Annotated in this window: 19 protein-coding genes; 7 read left to right on the top strand and 12 right to left on the bottom strand. The window is 70.2% G+C overall.

The genetic code is table 11. The features are described from left to right. Window positions 1–2 precede the first annotated feature (2 nt). Window positions 3–3,074 (top strand): S8 family serine peptidase, encoded by a 3,072-nt coding sequence (locus tag ABZ794_RS27840; protein ID WP_357518318.1) that lies wholly within the window; start codon window positions 3–5, stop codon window positions 3,072–3,074. Between the two features lie 163 nt (window positions 3,075–3,237). Here ABZ794_RS27840 and ABZ794_RS27835 read toward each other — a convergent pair whose 3' ends face one another. The 3 genes from ABZ794_RS27835 to ABZ794_RS27825 all read right to left on the bottom strand — a co-directional run bounded on the left by ABZ794_RS27835 (window position 3,238) and on the right by ABZ794_RS27825 (window position 6,301). Next, window positions 3,238–4,263, bottom strand: a complete 1,026-nt coding sequence (locus ABZ794_RS27835; protein ID WP_357518367.1) for an IS30 family transposase — start codon at window positions 4,261–4,263, stop codon at window positions 3,238–3,240. 224 nt (window positions 4,264–4,487) lie between these two features. After that, window positions 4,488–5,132, bottom strand: coding sequence for an alpha/beta hydrolase (locus tag ABZ794_RS27830; RefSeq protein WP_357518316.1), 645 nt, complete (start codon window positions 5,130–5,132; stop codon window positions 4,488–4,490). A gap of 134 nt (window positions 5,133–5,266) precedes the next feature. Then, a complete protein-coding gene (locus tag ABZ794_RS27825; RefSeq protein ID WP_357518314.1) occupies window positions 5,267–6,301 on the bottom strand; it encodes a hypothetical protein in 1,035 nt (344 codons plus the stop codon). Window positions 6,302–6,324: 23 nt separating this feature from the next. Here ABZ794_RS27825 and ABZ794_RS27820 point away from each other — a divergent pair, with 23 nt between their 5' ends. Further along, window positions 6,325–7,515, top strand: a complete 1,191-nt coding sequence (locus ABZ794_RS27820; protein WP_210782256.1) for a hypothetical protein — start codon at window positions 6,325–6,327, stop codon at window positions 7,513–7,515. 76 nt (window positions 7,516–7,591) lie between these two features. On the opposite strand, the gene ABZ794_RS27815 is transcribed toward ABZ794_RS27820, so the two are convergent. Beyond that, window positions 7,592–11,056: a ThuA domain-containing protein gene (locus ABZ794_RS27815; RefSeq protein WP_357518312.1), complete on the bottom strand. Its 3,465-nt coding sequence runs from the start codon at window positions 11,054–11,056 to the stop codon at window positions 7,592–7,594. A gap of 232 nt (window positions 11,057–11,288) precedes the next feature. Between ABZ794_RS27815 and ABZ794_RS27810 the strand changes: the two genes are divergently transcribed. After that, the gene (locus tag ABZ794_RS27810) at window positions 11,289–12,134 is read left to right on the top strand and encodes an SAM-dependent methyltransferase (RefSeq protein WP_238688750.1); all 846 of its coding nucleotides are present in this window, start codon (window positions 11,289–11,291) and stop codon (window positions 12,132–12,134) included. Between the two features lie 275 nt (window positions 12,135–12,409). On the opposite strand, the gene ABZ794_RS27805 is transcribed toward ABZ794_RS27810, so the two are convergent. From ABZ794_RS27805 to ABZ794_RS27795, 3 genes are all read right to left on the bottom strand, one after another. Continuing rightward, window positions 12,410–12,853 carry a peptidase inhibitor family I36 protein gene (locus tag ABZ794_RS27805; RefSeq protein ID WP_357518310.1) on the bottom strand — a complete coding sequence of 148 codons (444 nt, stop codon included), beginning with the start codon at window positions 12,851–12,853 and terminating at the stop codon, window positions 12,410–12,412. Window positions 12,854–13,075: 222 nt separating this feature from the next. Further along, window positions 13,076–13,612 (bottom strand): hypothetical protein, encoded by a 537-nt coding sequence (locus ABZ794_RS27800; protein ID WP_238688752.1) that lies wholly within the window; start codon window positions 13,610–13,612, stop codon window positions 13,076–13,078. 38 nt (window positions 13,613–13,650) lie between these two features. Then, window positions 13,651–14,778: an FAD-dependent monooxygenase gene (locus ABZ794_RS27795; RefSeq protein WP_357518307.1), complete on the bottom strand. Its 1,128-nt coding sequence runs from the start codon at window positions 14,776–14,778 to the stop codon at window positions 13,651–13,653. Window positions 14,779–14,800: 22 nt separating this feature from the next. On the opposite strand from ABZ794_RS27795, the gene ABZ794_RS27790 reads away from it, so the two are divergent. Further along, window positions 14,801–15,526: a TetR/AcrR family transcriptional regulator gene (locus tag ABZ794_RS27790; protein ID WP_357518305.1), complete on the top strand. Its 726-nt coding sequence runs from the start codon at window positions 14,801–14,803 to the stop codon at window positions 15,524–15,526. 171 nt (window positions 15,527–15,697) lie between these two features. On the opposite strand, the gene ABZ794_RS27785 is transcribed toward ABZ794_RS27790, so the two are convergent. Further along, window positions 15,698–17,260 (bottom strand): NAD(P)/FAD-dependent oxidoreductase, encoded by a 1,563-nt coding sequence (locus ABZ794_RS27785; RefSeq protein WP_357518303.1) that lies wholly within the window; start codon window positions 17,258–17,260, stop codon window positions 15,698–15,700. A 176-nt stretch (window positions 17,261–17,436) separates the two neighbouring features. Here ABZ794_RS27785 and ABZ794_RS27780 point away from each other — a divergent pair, with 176 nt between their 5' ends. From ABZ794_RS27780 to ABZ794_RS27770, 3 genes are all read left to right on the top strand, one after another. After that, window positions 17,437–18,663 carry a hypothetical protein gene (locus ABZ794_RS27780; protein ID WP_238688757.1) on the top strand — a complete coding sequence of 409 codons (1,227 nt, stop codon included), beginning with the start codon at window positions 17,437–17,439 and terminating at the stop codon, window positions 18,661–18,663. Between the two features lie 149 nt (window positions 18,664–18,812). Continuing rightward, window positions 18,813–19,385 carry a GNAT family protein gene (locus ABZ794_RS27775; protein ID WP_357518300.1) on the top strand — a complete coding sequence of 191 codons (573 nt, stop codon included), beginning with the start codon at window positions 18,813–18,815 and terminating at the stop codon, window positions 19,383–19,385. A 29-nt stretch (window positions 19,386–19,414) separates the two neighbouring features. After that, entirely contained in the window at window positions 19,415–19,828 is a 414-nt protein-coding gene (locus ABZ794_RS27770) for a type II toxin-antitoxin system Phd/YefM family antitoxin (protein WP_112590058.1), read from the top strand. 58 nt (window positions 19,829–19,886) lie between these two features. Here the strand turns inward: ABZ794_RS27770 and ABZ794_RS27765 are convergent, their stop codons facing one another. Genes ABZ794_RS27765 through ABZ794_RS27750 form a run of 4 tightly spaced genes read right to left on the bottom strand, consistent with a single transcriptional unit; the run spans window position 19,887 to window position 23,009 of the window. Continuing rightward, the gene (locus tag ABZ794_RS27765) at window positions 19,887–20,954 is read right to left on the bottom strand and encodes an ABC transporter ATP-binding protein (protein ID WP_357518298.1); all 1,068 of its coding nucleotides are present in this window, start codon (window positions 20,952–20,954) and stop codon (window positions 19,887–19,889) included. Then, window positions 20,951–21,787 (bottom strand): molybdate ABC transporter permease subunit, encoded by an 837-nt coding sequence (modB, locus tag ABZ794_RS27760; protein WP_210782280.1) that lies wholly within the window; start codon window positions 21,785–21,787, stop codon window positions 20,951–20,953. The genes ABZ794_RS27765 and modB overlap by 4 nt, the downstream gene beginning before the upstream one ends. Further along, complete coding sequence (modA, locus tag ABZ794_RS27755) at window positions 21,784–22,590, bottom strand: molybdate ABC transporter substrate-binding protein (protein ID WP_357518296.1); 807 nt, start codon at window positions 22,588–22,590, stop codon at window positions 21,784–21,786. Before modA ends, modB begins: the two co-directional genes overlap by 4 nt. Next, window positions 22,587–23,009 (bottom strand): MerR family DNA-binding transcriptional regulator, encoded by a 423-nt coding sequence (locus ABZ794_RS27750; protein ID WP_210782284.1) that lies wholly within the window; start codon window positions 23,007–23,009, stop codon window positions 22,587–22,589. Before ABZ794_RS27750 ends, modA begins: the two co-directional genes overlap by 4 nt. Window positions 23,010–23,053: the final 44 nt, after the last annotated feature.

The following is a 23,053-nucleotide window of genomic DNA, read 5'->3' as shown; positions in this document are numbered from 1 at the left end:
TCGTGGCTACAGGCACGAGCGGAAACAGGCTGCGAAGACTGGCGATACCTACGCTGGTCGTCGCGCTGATCACCGGTACCACCGGTGTAGCGGGAACGGCGTCGGCGGCACCCGCGGGGTCGTCGGGTAACGGCAGTGGCGCCGGCTACTTCACCGCCGGGTCCGACAAGAAGGTCACCCTGACCGACGGGGCGGACCGCCGACCCGGCGGCGACCGTGCGGCCACGCCGAAGGCAGCCGTCGACGAGACCGGCTCCGGCATGTACGTCGTCGAGTTGGCCGAGGACCCGTTGACCACGTACACCGGTGGGGTGTCCGGTCTGGCCCGGACCCGCCCGGCGGCGGGTAACCGGCTGGACGTGACGTCGACGCCGTCGCAGGCGTACCGCCGGCACCTCGACACGCAGCGAAGCTCCGTCGCCGCCGCGGCCGGGGTCACCGTCAACGCCGTCTACACCACCGCCTTCAACGGGTTCTCGGCGAAGCTGACCACCCAGCAGGTGAGCACGTTGCGGGCGGACAGGCGCGTCCGCGCCGTCACCGTCTCGCGGGCCCTCGGCACTCCCTCGGCGCCGCCCACAGCGACCACGGCGACCGCCGCCAACCCGACGCCCGCCACCTCGAGTGACGCGGACCAGTCGGCGCCGACGGACCGCTCCGGCCGGCCGGCCAAGCCCGGCCCCGGCACGGGCGCGGGCATGGTGATCGGCGTCCTGGACACCGGCATCTGGCCGGAGAGCGCGTCGTTCGCCAAGAAGATGCCCGCTCCCGCGAACTGGCACGGCACCTGCCAGGCCGGTGTGGCCTTCGTGGCCGAGCACTGCAACGGCAAGATCGTCGGTGCCCGGTACTTCGCCGACTCGTGGCTCGCCGGCGGTGGCTCGGTGCCCGAGGGCGAGTTCCTGTCCCCCCGCGACGCGTCCGGGCACGGCACCCACACCGCCTCCACCGCGGCCGGCCTGCCGATCTCGAACGTCACGATCGACGGTCGCCGCTTCGGCCCCGTCACCGGGGTGGCGCCGGATGCCCAGATCGCCGTCTACAAGGTGCTCTGGGGTGGCATGGGCTACGACGCCGACATCATCGCCGGCATCGACGCGGCCGTCGCCGACGGCGTGCAGGTGCTGAACTTCTCGATCGGCTCGCAGCTCGGCGACTGGGAGGCCAACACCCCCATCGGCGTGGCGTTCCTCAACGCCTCGCTGGCCGGAGTCTTCGTCGCGGCGTCGGCCGGCAACACCGGCATCGTGAGTGGAGCCATCAGCAACGCGGCCCCCTGGGTGACCACTGTCGGCGCCGCGGTGACCAAGCTCGACGAGGCCACCGCCAAGCTGGGCGACGGCACGAAGCTGGTCGGCGGCTCGCTGGACGCCCTGCCCGGCGGTGGCGCACGGCCGCTGGTATTCGGTGAACAGGCCGGCTCGCCCGATCTGGGCGCGGTCTACTGCGAGCCCGGCAGCCTGGACCCCGCCAAGATCAAGGGCAAGGTGGTCGCCTGCGCGCTGTCCGACATGTTCGGCTCCGCCGCCGAGATCAAGGCCAAGGGCGGGGCGGCGATGGTGGTGTTCGACCCGGTCGGCAACTACCGGATCAACTCCATCTTCAACTTCCCGGTGGTCTACCTGCCGACCGAGAAGCAGGCCGGCGCGCTGTTCAACTACCTGATGCGCCACCCTACCGACGCGACCGTGTCGTTGCGCACCGGCGGTGACGGCTCCAGCGTCCCGGGCATACCGAGCGTGGCGGACTTCTCCTCCACCGGCCCGGACAAGGTGACCCTGGGCGTCTTCAAGCCGGACCTGGTCGCGCCCGGGTCGAACATCATCGCCGCGGTCTCACCGGCGGGCAACTTCGGGCGACAGTACGACGCGTACTCCGGCACCTCGATGGCATCGCCGTACGTGGCCGGGGCGGCGGCGATCCTGCGCGCCACCCACCCGGACTGGTCACCCGGCGCGGTCGCCTCCGCGCTGCGCACCACCGCCACCGACACCGTCGGCACCAGCAACCCCCTGGAACAGGGCAGCGGCTTCATCAATCTGCCCCGGGCCACCGACCCGGGACTGGTCATCGAGCCCACGGCGGCGGAGCTGATCGAGTTCAGCGAGACGACCGAACCCGACGGCAAGGCACTCAACCTGCCGGCCATCTCGCTGCGCGAGTACGACGGGACCCGCCCGGTGACCCTCACCCGCACCCTGACCAACGTGGGCAAGGCGCGGGAGACCTACCGTTCGTCCGTGTCCGGTCTGCCCGGCATGAAGGTCACCGTGTCGCCGGCATCGGTGACCCTGGCGCCCGGCAAGTCCGCGACGGTCACCATCACGCTGCGTCGGGGCAGCGCGCCCTGGGACCGGTACGTGACCGGGTCGATCACCTGGCAGGGTAAGGCGCACAGCGCCCGGATCCCGGTCGCCGCCCGTCCCTGGGGCATCGCGGCCCGGCCGTACGCGGACGACGGCGAGGAGTTCGCCCGGATGGCCAACGGTGCCTTCGGCATGGTCCAGCCGGGCTTCACCGGCCCGCTCGTCGGTCGCAGCACCGGCTACACCCCGATGCGGCGCACGTCGTACTCGATGCCGGCCGGCGTCTACGGGGGCGTGTTCGACCCGAGCGCCACCGGAGTGAAGAAGGTCGACTTCACGGTGCCGGCGAACACCGCCGGCATTGTCGTCGAGGCCAACACCGCCGATCCGAACACGAACCTCGATCTCTACCTGTACAAGGGCGGCACCCTCGTCTACAGCAGTGACAGGTTCTGGACCAGCGCCGAGCAGGCGTACAAGTTCCTGCCCGAGCCGGGGCGCTACACCGCGTACGTGTTCGCACAGTACCCAGGTGGTCCCGTCGTCGACTTCGAGCTGGGCCACGCCATCATCGGCCGTAACGCCAAGTATTCGGGTGCCACCCTCACACTGCCCTCCACCTCGGAGCGCGGTCAGGGCTTCAACTTCACGCTGAAGCCGAACAAGCCGCTGGCCGAGGGTGACTTCTGGGCGTACACCGAGTACAGCACCAACGGCACTGTGGTCCCCGGCAACCTCGTCTACACCCAACAGAGTTCCTGGCAGTAACCGTTCATGATCGGTGGGGCGGTGCCGACGTGCACCGCCCCACCGTTGCTTCGTCACCCGCGACATTGCGGCGGCTACCGGTCGTACCTGCCACCGTCCGACCTGAACAGCTCTACCCGCGCCGCAACGTAGATCATGGACAATTTCCGTTACCCGGGCGGGCTCAACTGGTGGTTGCAACACCTAGGAGCTGGGTCATTTTCTCACCTGGGGTGGCCCAGCCGAGGGTCATGCGGGGGCGGTCGTTGAGTTCGTCGGCGACGTGGTCGAGGCCGGTTTGGTCGATAGTGGTGAAGTCGAATTGGCCTTTGGGGAAGTACTGGCGTAGCAGCCCGTTGGTGTTCTCGTTGCTGCCGCGTTGCCAGGGGCTGTGGGGGTCGCAGAAGTAGACCGGGCAGTCGGTGGCGATGGTGAAGTCACGGTGGCGGGCCATCTCCACGCCCTGGTCCCAGGTCAGCGAGGCCCTCAACCGCTGCGGGAGCCAGTTCATCGCCGCGGCCAACTGGGACACGACGTGTTCGGACACCTTGCCCTCGGGCAGCCCGACCAGAATCACGAACCGGGTAGCGCGTTCCACCAACGTGGCGATCGCGGAACCACCACGCCCACCCCGACGGACCCCCTCGAGCAAGTCACCCTCCCAATGACCAGGCACCGCCCGGTCAGCGACCTCAGCCGGCCGGTCAGCTATACGCAGGTTCACCCACGGCCGCGCCGAGCGCACCGCCCCGGCCGGCACCGCCCGACGACGGCGAGCCGCCCGACCCGATCGCAACGCCACCTGCCGCGTCAACTCCGCGCGCAGGTTGCCCCGCGCCTGCAGGTAGATCGCCTGGTAAATCGTCTCGTGCGACACCCACATCTCCGGCATGTCCGGGAACTGCACCCGCAGCCGAGCACTGACCTGCTGCGGCGAACGACGCCGCCGCAGCATATCCAGCACCACCTCACGCAACGGCCCATCAACGGCCAACCGCGGCACCCGCCCGGACCGGTTATGCCGCAGAAACGACGCCCACTGCGCCATCAACGGCTGATACCGCTGCCCATAACGCTCGAACCGACCCACCTCCCGCGAGATCGTCGACACCGACCGCTCCAACCTGCGAGCGATCGACCGCAGCGATTCATTCGCAGCCCGACCCAACCCGATCTGCTCCCGCTCCAGCGGGCTCAACCTCGACGCCATAACCACCCCAACGACGATCACGAAAGGATGTTGCAACCATCGGTTGAGCCCGCCCCGAGAACGGAGATTGTCCAAGATCTACCTCGCCCGCATCCTGGTAGCTGTGGGCCTTCGACCGTAGCTCGTGTACCTGTTCCACCCCGGCCGCTTGAAGGCAAGCGTCTGCGGCTGATCAGCCCGCTGAGGCGCCGAAGGTTCGGGCCGTGACGGCCGTGGTCCCGCCTTCAGAGCAGCGGGTACGTGGTGAGACGGTCGGCGAGTTGCGTCGGGTGACTGAGTGACACGCAGTGCCCACCGTCGATCTCGTCCGGGACGACGCCGAGTCGGTCGGCGGCAACCCGGCGCTGGAAGTCCGCCGGGAAGAACTGGTCCTCGCGTGCGAGGAGCACCGTCGTCGGCACGTCTGGCCAGGCGTCCAGGGGCCACGGCTCGTCGCCCTCCGCACTGACCTGGTCCCGGCTGTGTGATGCTGCCTCCGCGAGGATCTCGGCCGGGACACCGTTGTAGAACTGCTGCTCCTCAGTGAGCCCCTCGGCGCTGCGGTAACCGGTGTTGGCCCACCAGTCACCGGGCCTTTCACCGGGCTTGGGGACCATCGGTGTGAGCAGGACGAGCAGCCGCACCGGCAGCTTGTCGGCGATGAGCGGCGCGGTGAACGCACCGTAGGAGTGCCCGACGATCACGAGGTCGCCCCGGTCGCCGATCGCGTCGACGACCGTCTGGCAGAACTCGGCGAACCCTGCGGATCTGTCCTCGATCGGCAGTTCCGGTACGACCACGTCGTGGCCGCGGCTGGTCAGCTCGGGGACAAGGAGATGCCAGTCCCAGGCGCTGCCCCCGCCGCCATGGATCAGAACGAAAGTCGCCATGTCCCGAACCCTCACACACTGGTACGACAGCCATCGTCCACGGCTTTGTCGACCGGAGGTGGGCAGCACATGGCAGCCTTGCCGCAGCACCTGAGGCTGCGGCCGACTGATCGCCCTTGGCACCGGCGGTGGGCTCACATATTCATGATCGGGAGCTGCGTGTCGCCCGGCTCCAGCCTGGCGAGCAACTGTTCGGGTTGCCCGGTCACCCTCGACAACGCCTCCAGTGCCGCCGCCCGGTCGCCCTGGTCGCACCACACGACGGCCAGGGCGATCCCTAGTCCGTTGGCGACGTGTGGGCTGCGTTCCTTCGCCAACCGGGCGGCGTCGAGGATGTCCCGCAACGCGTCGTCGTGGCGGCCGATGCGGCTGCGCGCCATCGCCCGGTTGGCGAGCAGCATGACGCGCACGATCGGGGTGCACTCGCCGGTGAGCTGGCGGCCCATCAGCTCGGCGGCCCGCTCGTAGTCCCGCATCCGGAACGCGGCAGCCCAGCCGGTCAGGTCGGTGAGCTGGATCAGGTCGATCACCCGGCCCTCTTCCGGCCAGGTCTTGCGGTAGCTGAGCCGGAAGCTGATCCAGCCGTTCGAGTCCAGGGCGGGCAGCAGCGGGCGAATGTCGGTAGCGCACTGCTCCGGGCTCGGCGGGCAGTGGAGAAACACCGGCCTCGGGTCGGCCACCAGCGCCCGGCCCTCGTGGTCGAACAGCCAGTTGCCGCGATGCGCGTCGCCGTGCAGGATCTTGAGGGAGTGCAGGCGCGCCAGGGTGTGGCCGATGGCGTAGCCGTCCGTGTCCGGCGTGAACCGGCCCGGCTCGGCCACCCACAGGTCCCGGAACTCGCGGTAGTCGGTCACCACCGGCCGGGCCTCGTACGGAAATGGCGGCGGCGGCACCCGGTCGGCATAGGAGCACAGGTAACGGATGCTCTCGCGTTGCCCGATCACCAGCGGGTAGCGCGGCCCGCCCTCGCCGGTGAGACCAGACAGTGGCACCGCGGCGCACTCGCCGACCGACTCGACGATGTCCCGCGGCCACTGATCCGTTTTGTGGTCGGCGGGCACCTCGTCGCGGAGCAGGACGATCTGGCCGCCCGCCACCAGCTCGCGGACGGCGCAGAGATCTGTTCCGGCGAACTCGATCACCTCGACACCCGTCGATCCCAGCATCATGGGTCGATCCTAGAATGGGCGCCGTGGCCGGGAACGATCAGAATGTGGCGCTGGTGACGCAGACGCTGGTGGCCAACGCCAGTGGCGTCCTGTCCCGGCCGGAGGCACTGACCCTCCCCAGGTTCCTCGATCTCTGCTCGCTCTGCGAGGCCACGGTTCTCCTCGACCGCATGGAGGCACTGGGCGCCTCGGGCGAGTACGTCAGTGGCCTCAGCAGCCGGCTCGCTCGCGAGGGGCTGTACCGGACGTTTGCGCCGACTCTGTCGCGCGACGAACTCCGCCGGGTCGCGCTGCGACTGCCCGACGAACTCGCGAAGCGGGTCACTGACGGCGACGGCGACGACCCGTCGGCTGCCGGCGAGACCGGCGCGGTGGTCGGCCTGGACTACACGACCGGCCTGAACAACCTCCTCGCCCAGGTCGACGGGCTCGGCGGCTTTGCCAGCGCGGGGGACGCCTTGGTCAAGGACCGGATGCACAGGGGCAACGGCTACCTGGTCGTGGCCGCCGCGCACGGCCTCGACTACTTCCCGGACTTCGATCGCGTGCCGTTCGTCGCCGGCACCCTGCAGAAGACCTACCGGTCGCTGCCGCGCCAGCTGTACGACAAGATCGCCGAATCGCTCGAGGAGCCGCTCACCGGAGGCGACGTCGTCGCCGAGTGGACGGCCATGTCGACGATCCCGATCCCGCCGATCGCCGCGCTCGTGCTGTCCCGCGCGTCCCGTCTCAGGGACATTCCCGAGCAGTTGCTCCGGGTCCGAGACGAGTTCAGCGGTTACCGCCGCTACTTCGGTGACTTCAAGGCCGAGTTGCAGGCCGCCGACACGATCCGCGAGCGTCGCAGACTGCTGGCCCGCTACCGAACCCTGCTGGAGGAGGCGAGCGGCCCGCGACGCGAGGCGGTCTCGGTGACCGAGATGCTCAACCTGACGGAGAAGGCGGTCAAGGTGGCCGCCGCCCCGACCTTGCCGACCAGTTACGGCGCCCTGCTGGTGACGCAGCCGGTCGACTGGATCAGCCGTTGGTGGCGCCGCCGCCCGCTGGCCATCCTGTTCCGTCTGGACAGCAAGATGCCCAAGCTCCCGGAGTACCGGCAGTTGGCCGCCCGGCTGTGGGGCCCCGGGCCCGCCGCCCGCCTGCACGACCAGGCCGCCGCGCACGGCGCGAACGTGCGGAAGCTCCTGTCCGAGGCCGAGGTCACCCTCCCCTGAAGGCCCGGCTGCGACGCGGCACGCCCTGCCGAGCGGCGGCGGACGGGGTTGACCCCCGCCCGCCGTCGCCCGACGGTCAGGTGACAGTGATGGTGAGGTTGAGCGAGCGGGTCTCCCCGCTGGTGTAGGTGACCGTCACCCGGGCGGTGTAGGTCCCCTTGCGGGGGTAGCTGTGCGCCGTCGACCGTAGTGTCGATCCGTGCGTGATGGCGCTGTTGTCGCCGAAGTCCCACGCGTAGTCGGTGATACTCTGCCCGGACGGCGCCGTCGCCGTGGCGGTGAGCGTGGTGGTCAGCGGTGCGGTGCCGCCGGTCGGGTTGGCGGCCAGGGACAACGTCCCGCTCGGCTCCTGTTTGACCCCGGCGCCGTTGAACCGCAGCCAGTCGAGGGCGAGCAGGTCCGGGGTGCCGTTGACCTGGGCGGCGTTGACGAACTTCGCGTACAGGGTGGTCGTGCCGGTGGGCTTGTTGGTCAGCGTGACGGTGGGGGAGACCAGGTTGTCCCACCCGCCGGTGGAGCCGATGGTGGCCGTGCCGATCAGCGTGCCGGTGGGCGAGCCGGTGCGCAGTTCGATGGTGCCGCCGAGCCCGCCGTTGGTCACCCCGAGCGTCACCGAGCCGACGTTGCGCAGGTCCGCCGGCCCGAACGCCACCCAGTCGTTGTGGTCGACTTCGCCGAGCCGCTTGCCGGCGCGGGCGGTGGCCCGGTCGTTGACGGTGACGCCGGACTGGGCGCTGAAGTGCTCGGCCTCCTTGCTCTTGGGCTGCAACTGCACGCGGGTCGAGCCGGTCAGCGCCGGTACGCCGCCGGCCGCGCCACCGTCGGTGTACTGCGCGGTGATCAGGGTGTAGAGGTTCTGCCCCGGCCCGTGGCCGTCACCGGCGTCCGCCTCGGTGGCAAGCAGCCCGGAGCAACCGGTGTAGACGTCGAGCGGGTGGGCGTGCGAGTCGTGGCCGAGCTGCGTCTGCACTGTCACCTTGGCGCAGTCGATGGCGCTCTCCTCCGGGTCGGTGACCGTCACCGTGTACGGGATCTTGTCGCCGAAGTCGAAGAACCCGCCGTCGGGCACTGTGATGGTCACCGTCGGTCGGGTGTTGCCGACCACCACGTCGGTGACCGCTGTGGCGGTCAACCCGTTGCCGCTGTTGCGCACTGTCAGCCGGGCGGTGTGCTTCCCGGCCGTGGAGTAGGTGTGGCTCGGGTTGGCGGCGGTGGAGTCGGTGCTGCCGTCGTTTGTGAAGTCCCAGGCGTAGCTGAGCGCCGACCCGTCACCGGCGGACGACCCGGCGGAGGAGAACGTCACAGCGAGCGGCGTACGTCCGGTGTCCGGGGTGGCGGCGATCTTCGCGGTCGGTGGCCGCCCGTTGGCGACGTAGTCGATCCGGTAGATGCCCGCGCCGGCGTTGCTGCCGCCGCGACCGCTGCCGGTGCCCTCGCCGAAGTCGATGACGTAGAGCGAACCGTCCGGGCCGAACTCCGCCTCGAAGGGCTGGATCCAGCTCATGTTGCCGAAGATCCCGTTGATCGACTGGAGGTCACCCACGGCGGTCGGGCCGAAGCGCGTGTTGCTGAAGGTCTGCGCCGTCTTGTGGATCGACAGCGTCTTGAACCACCTGCGGGTCAGCTCATAGGTGATCCACTTGCCCTCGAAGTACTCGGGGAACTTCGTGGTGCGGGTGTTGGCCGGGTCGTAGTCGTAGACCGGGCCGCTCATCGGCCCGCCACCGCCGGTGCCCAGCTCGGGGAACTGGGTGGAGGCGGAGTACGCGTACCAGACCAGCGCGGACTTCGCCGCCGGCAGGGTGGTCAGGCCGGTGTTGTTGGGTGAGTTGTTCACCGGTGCGGCGCAGTTGAACTTCGCCCCCGAGGTGTTGGTGGCGAAGTTGTAGTCGTTGAACGGGATGTTGTTGCCCACGCAGTACGGCCATCCGAAGTTGCCGGCGCTGGTGATCCGGTTGAACTCGACAGTCCCCTCCGGACCGCGGTTGGGGTCGGCGGCGCGGGCGTCCGGACCGTAGTCGGCCACCAGCACCGCGTTGGTCTGCGGTTCGACGGTGATCCGGAACGGGTTGCGCATGCCCATCGCGTAGATCTCCGGCCGGGTCCTCGCGGTGCCGGCCGGGAAGAGGTTGCCGCTGGGCACCGTGTACGTACCGTCGGACTGTGGGGTGATCCGCAGGATCTTGCCGCGTAGGTCGTTGGTGTTGCCGGCGGTGCCCTGGGCGTCCCAGGCGGCGCGGCCGGCGCGCTCGTCGACCGGGGTGTAGCCGCTGGAGGCGAACGGGTCGGTGTTGTCACCGATCGCCGCGTAGAGCCGCCCGGCGGCGTCCATTGCCAGCGACCCGCCCATGTGCGAGTTGGCCCGGCCCTCACCCCGGTAGGTGGGGACGGTCAGCAGGCGTTTCTCCGAGGAGAGCGCGACGCTGTTGTTGGCGACAGTGAACCGGGACAGGTTGAGCTGTTTGAGGGTCTTGTCCGACCAGAGCAGGTAGATCCAGCCGTTGCTGGCGAAGTTGCGGTCCAGGGTCATCCCGAGCAGCCCGTCGGACTGGTCGGTCATCGCCGAGGTGTACGCGAAGTCCAGCAGCGTGGTGACCTGGAGGGTGTCGGAGTTGACCACCTTCAGCGCGCCGGTGCGTTGGATGTAGTAGACCTTCCGGTCCGGGCCGACGGCCAGCTCGAAGGGGTCGGCCAGGTTCTCGGTGACCAGCCCCACCCGTTCGAAGTTGCTGGTCTTGGTGGCCGAGCAGTCACCGGCGACCGCGCCGGCCGCCCACTCGATGCCGTAGCGCAGGTGCTCCAGGAAGGTCGGGGTGCTGAACTGGGAGCTGGCGTGCCCGCCTGCGGTGAACCAGGACCGGCCGCCGTCGTAGCGCTGACACCAGGAGTACGCGTGGTCGACGCCCTCGTCCAGGCCGTTGATCCCGTCGCGCACCTTGATCTGGGCGAGGGTGTGCACGTTGCCGGTCGGGTTGGTCCGCCAGTTGTACCACTCCTCGCTCTGCTCCCAGAGCTCCGGCAGGTTGCGCGTCGAGGGGTGCGCCCGGTCGAGCACCTTGACCCGGCCGGGGAAGGTGCCGCCGGTGGACGAGAAGTCGGGGTGGTAGTCGAAGATCGTGCCGACCAGGCCCTCGTACCAGGGCCAGTCACGTTCGCTGGCCGACGCGGCGTGCAGGCCGGCCCAACCACCGCCGTTGCGGATGAACGTCTGCAACGCGGCCCGCTGGCTGGCGTTGAGCAGGTCACCCGAGGTCGGGAGACTGTTGGTGTTGTTGAACACGAGAGCGTCGAAGGTGGCGAGGTTGGCGTCGGTGAAGGCCGCCGCGTCGGTGGTGGCGACGACCTCGAAGTTGTGGGCGGCGCCGAGCTGCTGGATCGCTGCGATGCCGGCCGGGATCGAGTCGTGGTAGAAGTTGGTGATCTTGGAGAAGACCAACACCCGGAAGCGCGGGGCGGCCTCGGCGGGCAGGGCGGTGGTGGTGCTCACCACGGTGGCGATGGCGAGCAGGATCAGGCAGAACGCACGGAGGTGTCGGGGCATGGGGGCGCTCCCTGTCGGACGGTGAGGGGTCGGAAAGCGCTTTCTCGCTGCCCGCACCACGGTACTGACAGCCAGTGACGACCGTCAATAGCTTGCTGGTAAGCGGTTTCCCGCCCCGGCGACGTCCGCGCCTCGGTGACCCCACGAACCGATGGGTACGGCCTAAGCTGTCCTCTGGATACGTCCGGTGACGCTGTGGATGCTGCGTGTTCCACCGACCTGGGGAGGTCTCATGACGGTGCCGTCCACGTCGGAATTGCCCGAGGGTCGCGGTGCCGACCGGATCGACACCACGACCGTGCATCCGGCTCGCCGCTACAACTACTGGCTCGGCGGCAAGGACAACTTCGCCGTCGACCGGGAGTCCGGCGACCAGATCGCGGCCGTCTACCCAGGGGTGCGCACGCTCGCCCGGGAAAACCGAGCCTTCCTCGGCCGGGCGGTCCGGTTCCTCGCCGACGAGGTCGGCGTCCGGCAGTTTCTCGACATCGGCACCGGCATCCCGAGCGCCGACAACACCCACGAGGTGGCCCAGTCCGTCGCCCCCGACTCCCGGGTGGTCTACGTCGACAACGACCCGATGGTGCTGGTCCACGCCCGGGCGCTGCTGACCAGCGACCCGGCCGGCGCCACCGCCTACCTGGACGCCGACCTGCGCGACCCGGAGAAGATCCTCGCCGACCCGCAGCTGCACGCCACAGTGGACCTGTCCCGACCGGTGGCGCTGGTGCTCATCGCCGTGACGCACTTCCTCACCGACGACGACCGCCCACACGAGCAGGTTGCCCGCCTGCTCGACGCGCTGCCGTCGGGAAGCTGGCTGGCGCTGACCCACTTCACCACCGACCACATCCCCGCCGAGATCGTCAGGCGGATGGAGGCCGAGTTCGCCGCCGGCCGGATGAAGCAGGACGCCGTCCCCCGCGACCGCGCCGAGTTCGCCCGCTTCTTCACCGGTCTGGAGCTGGCCGAACCGGGCATCGTCCCGGTCACTGAGTGGCGGCCTCAGGTGCCACCTGAGCAGCGCCCGCCCCTAACCGACGCCTCCATCTACGGCGCGGTGGCCCGCAAGCCCTAACCGGCCCGATCAGGACTTCGTCGCTAGGCACGGCCTGACCAGCTGGTGCTCTGACCACGAACGTTCACGGTGTTGGATGACACGCCGCTCAGCCTCCGAGGTGGGCGCCGTGTCCGCGTTGAGGCTGTGCCGGTGGCACAGCCCGTGCGTGTGCGGCGGCTGTCCGACTAGGAAGGTCAGCAGCGGCTGCGAATTACGAACGCCAACGACGATGGGGCCAGCCCGCCGTACGAACGGCAGCCTGACCCACACCGTGAACGTTCGTGGTCAGAGCACTAGCAGGGCTTGGCGTACCAGTACGGGTCGAACTCCACCCAGCTTGCGCCGGCTCCGTCGACGAAGCCGTGGGCTTCATTGCCGTTCTGGTCCAGTAGATAGGCCCAGTAGCTCGGAGTCTGGTTGTTGTAGACGGACCCCCAGCCGTTCCAGTTGAACAGCGCGTAGTTGCCACAGGCGTAGATCACGAACATGCGGCCGCGGAAATCGCCCTCGGTGTAGAGGCACAGGGCGGTGTAGGGGCAGGAGCCAGCGGTCTGCGAGGAGATCCCGGAAACGCTTGCGTTGTTGTTGTCGTCGGGGCCGGCCTGGATGGCCTGCGCGGAGATTCCGGCAACGCTCGCGCGGTTGCTGTCGTCGGGGTTGGCGTGGGCGGCCGAGGGCACCGTGAGGGTGGCGACGACAGCGGCGAGTGCGGCGATGAGGAACAGCCGTGGTTTCATGCGACCACAGTGATCAATGTATGGCACTGCGTCAATAGACTCGATATGTGGGGAAAATAACGCATGCGTCCCGTTCTCGTGAAACCCCAGAGGGATGCCGCGGCCGGATCCTCGCCGGCAGTGGCGCCGAGCGTGGGGAGACGGGTGGTCCGCACACCGTCGGCGGTGAGCGACAGCGGGTTTCGCCGCCACCGCTGGGGCGTCGGGCCGGGCCCTTGCCGGTCAGGCAAACGGCTTCGGGTCGAAGCTGATGCCGCCCCGTTCGGCCATCCGGAGCACCCGAGCGCCGTAACGCGGGGGTTGGCGCAGGTAGAGGGTGTAGCCCGTCGCCTGGAACCTCAGGTCCAGGTCGCGCCCTTCCAGGTGCCAGCAGGGCTCCCCTGGCTGTGAGGGAGCCTCCTGGCGCAGGCTCTTCAACTCGAACGGCAGACAGATGGAGTCCAAGCTGCCGACGATGTCCCACACGCTGTGGAAGATCAACGTGGCCGGCGCGACCCAGAAGTGAATCTGCCCAATCGGCCCCGGATCGATCCGGCGCACGATGTAGTCGAGGTCGAGATGCAGTTTCGTGGCCGACGGCGCGGTGGGGTCGAGGTCGTCGTCCTCCCGGTAGTCCAGTGTCGAGTCTTCCGGTGGGCCCTCGTCGTCAGTGACGGCGAGCGCGTGAATTCGGCAGTAGTCCCACGATGTTTCCACAAGGTCCCGATCGGTCAAGGTGGCCTTACGGAGACCAGATTCGGGGTGCACATCCGTCGTCATGAAACGATTATCGCCAGCCGCGTCGACAGCGCCAGATGTCATTCTGCGCGTGCGGGCTCCGCCGGCCGGGCGAAGAAGCGAACGATGTCCTCCGCAGCGGTAGGGGACAGCGTCATCGCCTGGACCCGTGCGGACATGTCGGCGATCGGGTGAATCCTGCTGAACATCGACTCTTCGTACGTCCGAATCGCCGAATTCGGGTCGGCCGGGTTGGCGGCGAGCCGGCTGGCGAGTTCTGCGGCGTCGAGCATGGCCTGGTTCGCGCCCTCGCCGACCGGTGGCATGAGGTGCGCGGCGTCGCCGATGAGGGTGACGCCCGGCCGGCTGGTCCAACGCGTGTCGGTGGGCATCGCCTCGATCAGGCGTGGCGTCGGCGCGCACTCGGCGGCCTCGATGAGTGCGGTGAGGCGGGGGTTCCAGCCAGCGAACAGGTCCAGCAGGGCGCGCTTACTGCGGTACGTATCCAGGGACCGGTCCTTTGCGCGCAGCGAGATCCCGACCCGGAGGTTGCCGTCGCCGAGACGTTGCGCTGCCAGGATCTGGTTCACCCCGACGCACCACAGGTTGCCGGGGCCGACCAGCTCGGCGAGATCGGGATGACGCCGGTCGACGTCGTCGACGCTCAACTCCACCAGAGTGGCCACATAGGACAATCCGACGTCGGTCAGCAGCGACCGGACGACTGAGCGCGCGCCGTCCGCGCCGACGAGGATGTCGCAGCTGGCTCGGTGGCCGTCGTGGAACGTCAGCTCCCAGCCCTCGTCGGGTCGTGGGGTCGCCGCGACGAGCCGGTGCCGCCAGGCAACCATGTCGTCGGGGAGGGAGTCGAGCAGGAGATCACGCAGTGCGCTCCGGTCGATCTCGGGACGTCCGGAGAATGAGCCAGGTTGCGGCTCGTGGTGCACCAGGATGCGTCCGGTCGGGTCGAGGATGCGATGTTCCTCGCCCTCGGGTCGTGCCTCCGACCGAAACCGGTCGGCGAGACCCGCCTCGGCAAGGGCCAGTTGCCCGGACTCCGGGTGCAGATCGAGGGCACCGCCCTGGGGCCGCGCGGATCGGCTTGCTTCCCGGTCGTACACCACCGCGTCGATGCCGTGTCGGTGCAGGATCCGAGCCAGCGTCAACCCGCCGAGTCCACCACCGGCGATCGCAATTCGCGTTCTCACGGCGCTACCGTACACTGTATCGGTGGATACACCGTACGGTAGCGAGCCGTTGTCCGTTTGGGAACGGCCCGAACCGCAGCCGCGGGCGGTGCCGGTGCCGTTGAGCCGCGAGAAGATCGCCGCTACGGCGATCCGGCTTGCCGACGCGCACGGCCTCGACGGGCTGTCACTGCGCAAGATCGCCAAAGAGCTCGGTGTCGGCCCGATGCGGCTCTACGACTACGTGATCAACAAGTCGGAGTTGCTCGATCTCATGGTCGACGTCGTCTACGCCCGGATCGCCGAGGTGGGCCAGCGCTCCGGGTGGCGCGACACGGTGCTGGCCATCGCCCACGCGACCCGCGCTGCCGCCCTCGACCACGAGTGGTTCTCCGACGTGCTCGGCGGACGGCCACACCTGGGACCACACGCGCTCGCCGTGGGCGAAGCGACCGCCGCGGCGCTCAGTGCGGCCCCCGGTGTGCGTGACATCGACGATCTCCAGCGAGCGGTGGGCGCCCTCAACGCCTTCATCATCGGATCGGTCCGCAGAGAGGTCACCGAACGACGCACCGCACGTTCCACCGGCACCGACGAAGCCGCCTTCCAGGCCAGCCTCGGCCCTTACCTCACGCGCATGTTGAGAACCGGCAGGTACCCCACAGTGGCCCGGCTCGTCATCGACGGCGCCCACCTCAACGCCGAGGAGACCTTCAACCACAACCTGACCACCATCCTGGACGGCATCACGCGCCGACGCTCGACGTGATCCGTTGCGCTGCGGCCAGCGGCTCGCCGACGCTACGTGTCTCGCTGAGCGATATACCTGTGAGTCATAGATATACCTCTGCGGTATACCGCACTCCACCACCCTGACCCGCTCGACTGGTCGTACCCACGCACGGCGACGCGAGTCCAGACAGGAGCCCACGAGTGGACGTCAGCCTGGCGACGCGTGAGACGGGGGAGCTGCGACAGGGGCTCGGTCGTCGGACCCCTCCGGCAGGGTGATGGGGGCCGCGATGATCCGGCTGGGCACCACCGGCGCGTCCCGGCCGGTGCCCCGCCGGCTGTCGCCGCCGGAGGATTCCTCGTGGTAGTCCTGCTCCACGTTGACCGACCAGACGTCGTGCCTACTCCCGGTGGCGATGTTCTCGGCGGTGAGCATCGCGGTCAGCATCGAGTGGTCCTGGTTGTTGTAGCGGTGCATGCCGTTGCGCCCCACCGGGTGCACGTTCGGCACCGCCTCGGTCAGCCAGGCCCGGATCACGTCCACGTTGTGCTGGTAGCGCTCGTCGTACACCGGGTAGGCCTTGGGCATGCGCACGACGTAACCGGCCTCCACCACGCCCTGTCGAACCAACCCCAACCGCTCCAGCTCCGCGGTGGCGAGCGCCACGAGGTCGGCATCCGGGGTACGCCACATCTCGTCGTCCTCGAACACGAAGTACTCCAGGCCCAGGCAGGTGCGGCCGTCCTTGACGAGGTACGGCGACCAGGAGCCGAAGTTCTGGATCCGGCCCACCCGTACCCCCGGGTCGTGCACGTAGATCCAGTTGTCCGGGAACGAGAACTCCGCCGGCACGACCAGGGCGACCGTCAGGAAGTCGCGGTAGCGCAGGTCGGCCGCGCAGGCCAGCACCTCCGGCGGCGCCGGCGGGTGCAGCGCGGTCACCAGCTCCGAGATCGGCATGGAGGAGATCACGTGGTCGGCAGCTTCGGTACGCTGCCCGCCCGCGCCGTTGATCGTCACGCTGATCGCCCGCCGGCGGGCCGGGTCGCGGTGCACGGCCGTTACCCAACTACCGGTGGACAGTTGCCCGCCCCGCTCGCGAACCTGCTCGGCGCAGCGCTCCCACATCATCCCGGGCCCGTACTTCGGGTACTGGAACTCCTCGATCAGGCTGGTCACGTCCGTGCGTCGACGCCGGGGCAGCAGCGCGTTGCGGATGGCCGTGGCCAGCGACAGGTTCTTGATCCGTTGCGCCGCCCAGTCGGCCTGCAACCGGTCCGCCGGCATACCCCAGACCTTCTCGGTGTACGTCTTGAAGAAGATCGAGTACAGCCGCCAGCCGAACCGGGCCGACACCCAGCCCTCGAAGTGTGACTGGTCCCGTGGCGGCCGCAGCCGGGCGCGGGCGTACGAGCCGAGGCAGCGGACGGCCTCCGGCAGACCCAGGTTGCGCAGCGCGTTCACGGCACTGAGCGGGTAGTTGAACAGGGCGCCCCGGTAGAAGATGCGGCTCATCCGAGGCCGGGTCAGGAAGTCCTCGTCCGGCAGGATCTCGTGCCAGAACGCCTCCACCCGGGGCACCTTTGTGAAGAACCGGTGCCCGCCGATGTCGAACCGCCACCCGTCGCGCTCCACTGTTCGACTGATCCCGCCGACCACCTCGTCGGCCTCGAACACCTGCACCGAGCGGCCGTGCCGGAGCAGCTCGTACGCCGCGGTGAGCCCGGCCGGCCCCGCACCGATGACCACAGTGCCGTTCTGCTCACTCATGCTGACGCGCTCCCTGCTCACCGCCGTGGTTGAGGCGCGGCGTCTACCCGCTATGCGCAGAATGTCACACTTAGTGGTAGCTGGTCCCCGCTTCGGCGGGGCACGCTGGCGGCGTACCACGAGAAGAGCGACTTCCCCGCGCGGCCGGCGACCGGGGGAGCGGGGAAGCGGGGCAGATGGACCGGTGGCGCAGCGGCGCGGCGACGCTGGCCGCCCGGGCCGTCGCGGCCGGCCGCGGCGGAGCGCGCCTGGCCCGTCGGGTGCCGGCGCCCTGGCCGTACGTCATCGGCCTGTTCCTCGGCGCGAAGCTGCTGCTCACCCTGCTCGGGCTCCTGGTCCTGCACGCCTGGGACGGCGTCCCCGGTGCCCCGCCGCCGGATGAGGCGTTGATGTGGGCGCAACAGCGGGAGATCTCCGGGCACCGGTGGATCTCCTTCTGGTTCGCCTGGGACTCGCTGCTCTACCTACGGCTGAGCGAGCTGCCCCTGAGCGGGCCGTGGCGAGACTTCGGCTTCCCCCTGCTGTACCCGTTCCTGGCCCGGCCGGTCGGCGTGCTGCTCGGCGGCGACACCGCACTGGCCCTGTTGCTGATCAGCAACGTCGGGTTCCTGCTGGCGCTCTGGTACGGCTACCGGCTGGCGGAGCTGCTGCTCGGCGACGCGTACGCGGCCCGCCGGTTCACCCGGTACCTGGTGCTGCTGCCGACCGCGTTCCTGTTCCAGGCCGCGCTGACCGAGTCGCTCTTCGTCTGCCTCGCGTTGGCCACCTTCTACTACGCCGAGCGACACCGGTGGCTACTGGTCGGCGTGATCGGCTACTTCCTGGCGATGAGCCGCTCCGTCGGCCTGCTCGTGGCGCTGCCGCTGGCCCTGGTGCTGCTGCGGCAGCACGACTGGCGGCTCGGGCCGCGCGCCCTGCTCGGCTACCTCCGGATCGGCTGGCCGTTGCTGCTGCTCCCCGCCGGGTGGTTCACCTTCATGGTGTACTGCCGGTGGCGGGGCGGGGACTGGTTCGCCTACCAGCACGCCCAGGAGACCGGATGGGGCATCGAGGTGCAGAACCCCGTTCCGGTGCTGCTGAACGGGTTGACCGGGGAGCTGCGCGACGCCGCTCGGGCGTGGTTCGCCGTGGCCGTCCTCGCCGTGCTGGTCGCCGGGTTCCGCCGCCGGGACCTGGCCTACCTGGTGTACGGCGTCCTCATGGTGCTGGTGCCGCTGTCGATGGGCCCGCCGGTGTACAAGAGCCTGCTGCGCTATCTGCTCGCCGCTTTCCCGGTCGCGCTGGTGCTGGCCCGCTGGGCCCGCCACGCCAGCGTCGACGTGTGGCTGACAGCGACGCTCGCCGTGGTGCAGGGCGTGCTGTTCGTCCTCTGGCTCACCTACTGGACCCACATGATCATCTGATCGGCGCCGCCAACCCCTCCTACCTGACCGTGGCCCAGTTCGCCGCGCTGCGGACCCACCTGCCGCAGTGAGCGGAGGGCGGCCGTGCCTCGACGAGGTGCCTGTGCGAGCCTCCTACGGACCTGAGAATCGCACTGAGTGGAGGCCCGGTGTTCGCCCTGCCGCTGACCGAGGACGTCGAGCTGCGCCCGTTGAACCCGTGGCTGGCCGAGGAGTTCCTCACCCACCTCGACCGGGCCCGCGAGCACATCCAACCCTGGGTGTCGCCGTCGTTCGTCGCCACCGACCTGCCGTCGGCCCGTGCGGTGTTGCAGCGGTACGCCGACCTCTGGGCCAGCGACAGCGGTGGCATCTGGGGGCTGTGGTGGCGGGGCACGCTCGTCGGCGGGGTCATGTTCGTGTCGTTCGACGTGACCCGTGGCGTCTGCGAGGTCGGTTGCTGGGTGGAGCCGGCGGCGCAGGGCAGGGGCCTGGTCGCCCCGGCGGTGCGCCGGATCGTCGACTGGGCGGTGCGCAGGCGTCGCATCCAGCGGGTGGAGTGGCGGACCAACGCCGACAACACCCGCAGCAAGGCCCTCGCCGACCGGCTCGGCCTGCGCCTCGACGGCACGCTGCGCCAGGTCAGCCCGGGTCCGCACGGTCGGATCGACCTTGAGGTCTGGTCGGTGCTGGCCGACGAGTGGTCCGCCCGCCACGCACCGTCCACTGACGACAGCGAATAGTTGTCATACCCGCGCGGCACCATGCATCCATGGCCGTCCCCGCGCTCACCCCTCATTCCGACCCGCCGCGTTCCGTGCCGCTGCGTGAGGCGCGCACCCGGTTCAGCCAGCTCGTCGCGCTGGCCGAGCTGACCGACGCGGTCACCGTCGTCACCCGCGACGGCGATCCCCGCCCGGTCGCCGCGATCGTCCCCGCCGCAGCCGCCCGCAGCGGCGCCCAGGCCCGCGCCGACGCCGACCGGCTCGCGACGGTCACCGCCGGCTGGGCCCGTCGCCTCGAGGAGCAGCACCGACGCAGCACACAGCGGCACGCCGCCGAGCTTGGCGCGGTCCGCGCGGCGCTGGCCGAGGCGTGGGCCGAGCTGGACAGCCGGGTCGTCCCGGGCAGCGACCCGACGCTGGCCCGGCTGCGCGCCGCACACGCCGACCTGCTCGCCGGCTGACCCGCGTCCGCGCGGCGTTGGCTGCACCCGCGCGGGTGACGATGTGGCCGGCGTCGGGTCAGCCCGTGGCCGGGTACGCGTGGGTCTCGGTCGCCTTGACCGCCACCCAGACCCGCTGGCCGGGGATCAGCCGTAGCTGTGCGGCGGCGGCCGGCGTGACGTCGGCGGCCACCCCGATCGGTCCGTCCAGTTGCACCCGCACGTTGTCACCGTGGCGCTGGACGCCGGTCACTGTGCCCGCCCAGGTGTTCCGTGGGCTGCCCTCCGGCCGGGCCGGGTGCAGAGCCACCGCGGCCGGACGGAACGCCACGAACGCTTCGCCGTCCAACCGGTCGGCGACAGTGAGGGTCAGCTCCGGCGACACCCGCACCCCGTGCCCGTCGGCGCGACCCCGGTACAGGTTCAGCCCGACCAGCCGGGCGACGTAGTCGGTGCGCGGGCGGGCGGTGACGCTCGACCCGTCGCCCTCCTGCACCACCCGGCCACCCTCGACGATGACCAGCCGGTCGGCCAACGCCAGCGCGTCCAGCGGGTCGTGGGTGACCAGCACCGTCGCGCCCGCGTGCGCCGACAGGTGCCGGTGCAGCTCCGCGCGGGTGTCCAGCCGGGTGCGGGCGTCCAGCGCGGCGAGCGGCTCGTCCAACAGCAGCAGCGACGGCGCCACGGCCAGCGCGCGGGCCAGCGCCACCCGCTGCGCCTGGCCGCCGGAGAGCTGCCGCGGCTTGCGCTGCGCCTGCGCGTCAAGCCCCACCCGGCCCAGCCACTCCCGGGCCGTGGCGCGGGCGGCCCGCCGCTCGACGCCGTGCCGGCGCGGCCCGAAGGCCACGTTGTCCAATGCGCTGAGGTGCGGAAACAGCAGGTAGTCCTGGAAGACGACGCCGATCGACCGGCGTTCGGTGGGCACCCAGCCACCGGTCGCCGGGCGGTCCAGGTCGACGTCGTCGAGGGTGACGTGCCCGTCGGTGAGGGGATGCAGGCCGGCCAGCGCCCGCAGCGCTGTGGTCTTGCCGGCACCGTTCGGACCGAGCAGCGCCACCACCTCGCCCGGCGCGACCCGCAGCGGCACGTCGAGCCGAAAGACGCCCCGGTCGACGACGAGCCGCGCGTCGAGAAGCCGGTCGCTCATGCGGTGGTCATCCAGCGGTCCCGCAGCGCCACCAGGATGCCCACCGACACGACGAGCAGCACCAGGCTGAGCACGATCGCGGACTCCAGGTCCGTCTCCAACGCCAGGTAGACGGCGAGCGGCATGGTCTGCGTCCGACCGGGGTAGTTGCCGGCGAAGGTGATGGTGGCACCGAACTCGCCGAGCGCCCGCGCCCAGCAGAGCACCGCCCCGGCGGCCAGGCCGGGCGCCACCAGCGGCAGCGTGACGTGGGTGAAGGTGGTCCACCGGCTGGCGCCCAACGTCGCAGCGGCCTCCTCGAAGCGGTGGTCGGCGGCACGTAGCGCACCCTCCACGGCGATCACCAGGAACGGCATGGCGACGAACGCCTCGGCCAGCACGACACCCGTGGTCGTGAAGGGCAGGGTGATGCCGAACGTGCTGTCGAGCCAGCCGCCGAGCAGGCCCCGCCGACCGAAGACCAGCAACAGCGCCACCCCACCGACCACCGGCGGCAGCACGAGCGGCACGGTGACCAGCGCGCGTACCAGCCGACGGCCGGGAAACTCGATCCGGGCCAGGACCCAGGCGAGCGGCACCCCGAGCAGCAGACAGAGCGCGGTGGCCAGGGTGGCGGTCTGCACCGACAGCCGCAGGGCGGTCAACGCGCCCGGCTCGGTGAGCCGCTCGGGCAGGGTCGTCCACGGTGTCCGGATCAGCAGCCCCGCCAACGGCAGGACGAGGAACAGCAACCCCAGCCCGGCGGGGATCACCAACGCCGCCGGCACCCGCCCCCGCCGTCGAGACGTGGCCGGGCGACCGCGGCGTGCGTCGTGGGTGTGGACCTGCCTCACGGAGCCTGGAACCCCGCCTCGGCGAGGACCGCCTGCGCCGGCGCCGAACGGACGTACGCGACGAAGGCCCGTGCGCCGTTCGGATTCGGCGCGTCCTTCAACGCGACGATCGGATAGTCGTTGACCGCCCGCGCCGACTCGGGAAACTCCACGCCGGTCACGTCGGCGCTCGCCGCCCGCGTGTCCGTGCGGTAGACCAGTGCCGCGTCGACCTCGCCGAGCTTGACCTTGGCGAGCGCACCCTTGACGTCCCGTTCCAAGGTGACCGGCGTCAGCGCGACGCCGGCCGCGTCCAGGGCGGTGCGGGCCGCCGCGCCGCAGGGAACCTGACTGGCGCAGAGCGCCACCTTCACACCCGGGCCGGTCAGGTCGGCCAGGCCGGCCACTGCCGTCGGGTTGCCCCGGGGCACCGCGATCACCAGCTGGTTGCGGGCGAAGACGCTCGGCGCGCCGTCGGCGTCGCCGGCCTCGACGACAGTGGTCATGTTCGCCGGGGCGGCCGAGGCGAACACGTCCGCCGGCGCCCCCTGGGTGATCTGGTTGGCCAGGGCGGAACTGCCGGCGACGTTGAGGGTCACGCGACTGCCCGGGTTGGCGGCCTCGAAGTCCTTCCCGATGCGGGTGAACGACTCGGTCAGCGAGGCCGCCGCGAACACGGTCACCGGGCCGGTCACCCGCCCGTCCCCACCGCCGCCGGTTGCCCGGCCGTCGCCGCCCGCGCCGCAGCCGGCCACCGCCAGGCCCGCCGCCACCAGGACAGCCACCGCCGTACGCCTGCTCCGCGCGACCGTCACCGCGTTCATCTGGCCGACCGTCCGCGAGCCGGGGCGGGTGCGGCCCGCTCCACCACGACCGTTGTCGACTTGATCACCGCAACGGCCACCGAACCGACCCGCAGGTCTAGCTCGTCGACGGCCTCCCGGCTCATCAGCGACACGACCCGGAACGGGCCCGCCTGGATGTCGACCTGGGCCATCACCGTGTCCTTGCGGACGTCGACCACGATGCCGCGCAACCTGTTGCGGGCCGAGGAGAACTCGGCGCCCGCATCCGGGTCGGTGGCCTGAGCGCGAGCGAACGACGCCAGGTCGACGCCGTCGACGACCCGGTGGCCGTGCTCGTCGCGCCCGGCCGTCAGGCGCCCGGCGTCCACCCAGCGGCGAATGGTGTCGGCGCTGACGCCGAGCAGGTCGGCCGCCTCCCCGATCCGGTACGTCGTCACCCGCTCACCCTAACGGCCGCATTTGCCATGGCGAAAGCCCGGCA

Origin of the sequence: Micromonospora sp. NPDC047187 (genome assembly GCF_040643355.1) — a bacterium.
Lineage (GTDB): Bacteria > Actinomycetota > Actinomycetes > Mycobacteriales > Micromonosporaceae > Micromonospora > Micromonospora salmantinae.
The sequence above is the reverse complement of the archived record's forward strand: the minus strand, read 5'-3'. Positions and strand labels throughout refer to the sequence as shown.

Excerpts from the sequence above, each read along its gene's own strand:
- ABZ794_RS27835 (WP_357518367.1), bottom strand. The coding sequence starts at position 4,263 with ATGGCGTCGAGGTTGAGCCCGCTGGAGCGGGAGCAGATCGGGTTGGGT.
- ABZ794_RS27830 (WP_357518316.1), bottom strand. The coding sequence starts at position 5,132 with ATGGCGACTTTCGTTCTGATCCATGGCGGCGGGGGCAGCGCCTGGGAC.
- ABZ794_RS27825 (WP_357518314.1), bottom strand. The coding sequence starts at position 6,301 with ATGATGCTGGGATCGACGGGTGTCGAGGTGATCGAGTTCGCCGGAACA.
- ABZ794_RS27815 (WP_357518312.1), bottom strand. The coding sequence starts at position 11,056 with ATGCCCCGACACCTCCGTGCGTTCTGCCTGATCCTGCTCGCCATCGCC.
- ABZ794_RS27810 (WP_238688750.1), top strand. The coding sequence starts at position 11,289 with ATGACGGTGCCGTCCACGTCGGAATTGCCCGAGGGTCGCGGTGCCGAC.
- ABZ794_RS27805 (WP_357518310.1), bottom strand. The coding sequence starts at position 12,853 with ATGAAACCACGGCTGTTCCTCATCGCCGCACTCGCCGCTGTCGTCGCC.
- ABZ794_RS27800 (WP_238688752.1), bottom strand. The coding sequence starts at position 13,612 with ATGACGACGGATGTGCACCCCGAATCTGGTCTCCGTAAGGCCACCTTG.
- ABZ794_RS27785 (WP_357518303.1), bottom strand. The coding sequence starts at position 17,260 with ATGAGTGAGCAGAACGGCACTGTGGTCATCGGTGCGGGGCCGGCCGGG.
- ABZ794_RS27780 (WP_238688757.1), top strand. The coding sequence starts at position 17,437 with ATGGACCGGTGGCGCAGCGGCGCGGCGACGCTGGCCGCCCGGGCCGTC.
- ABZ794_RS27770 (WP_112590058.1), top strand. The coding sequence starts at position 19,415 with ATGGCCGTCCCCGCGCTCACCCCTCATTCCGACCCGCCGCGTTCCGTG.
- ABZ794_RS27765 (WP_357518298.1), bottom strand. The coding sequence starts at position 20,954 with ATGAGCGACCGGCTTCTCGACGCGCGGCTCGTCGTCGACCGGGGCGTC.
- modA (WP_357518296.1), bottom strand. The coding sequence starts at position 22,590 with ATGAACGCGGTGACGGTCGCGCGGAGCAGGCGTACGGCGGTGGCTGTC.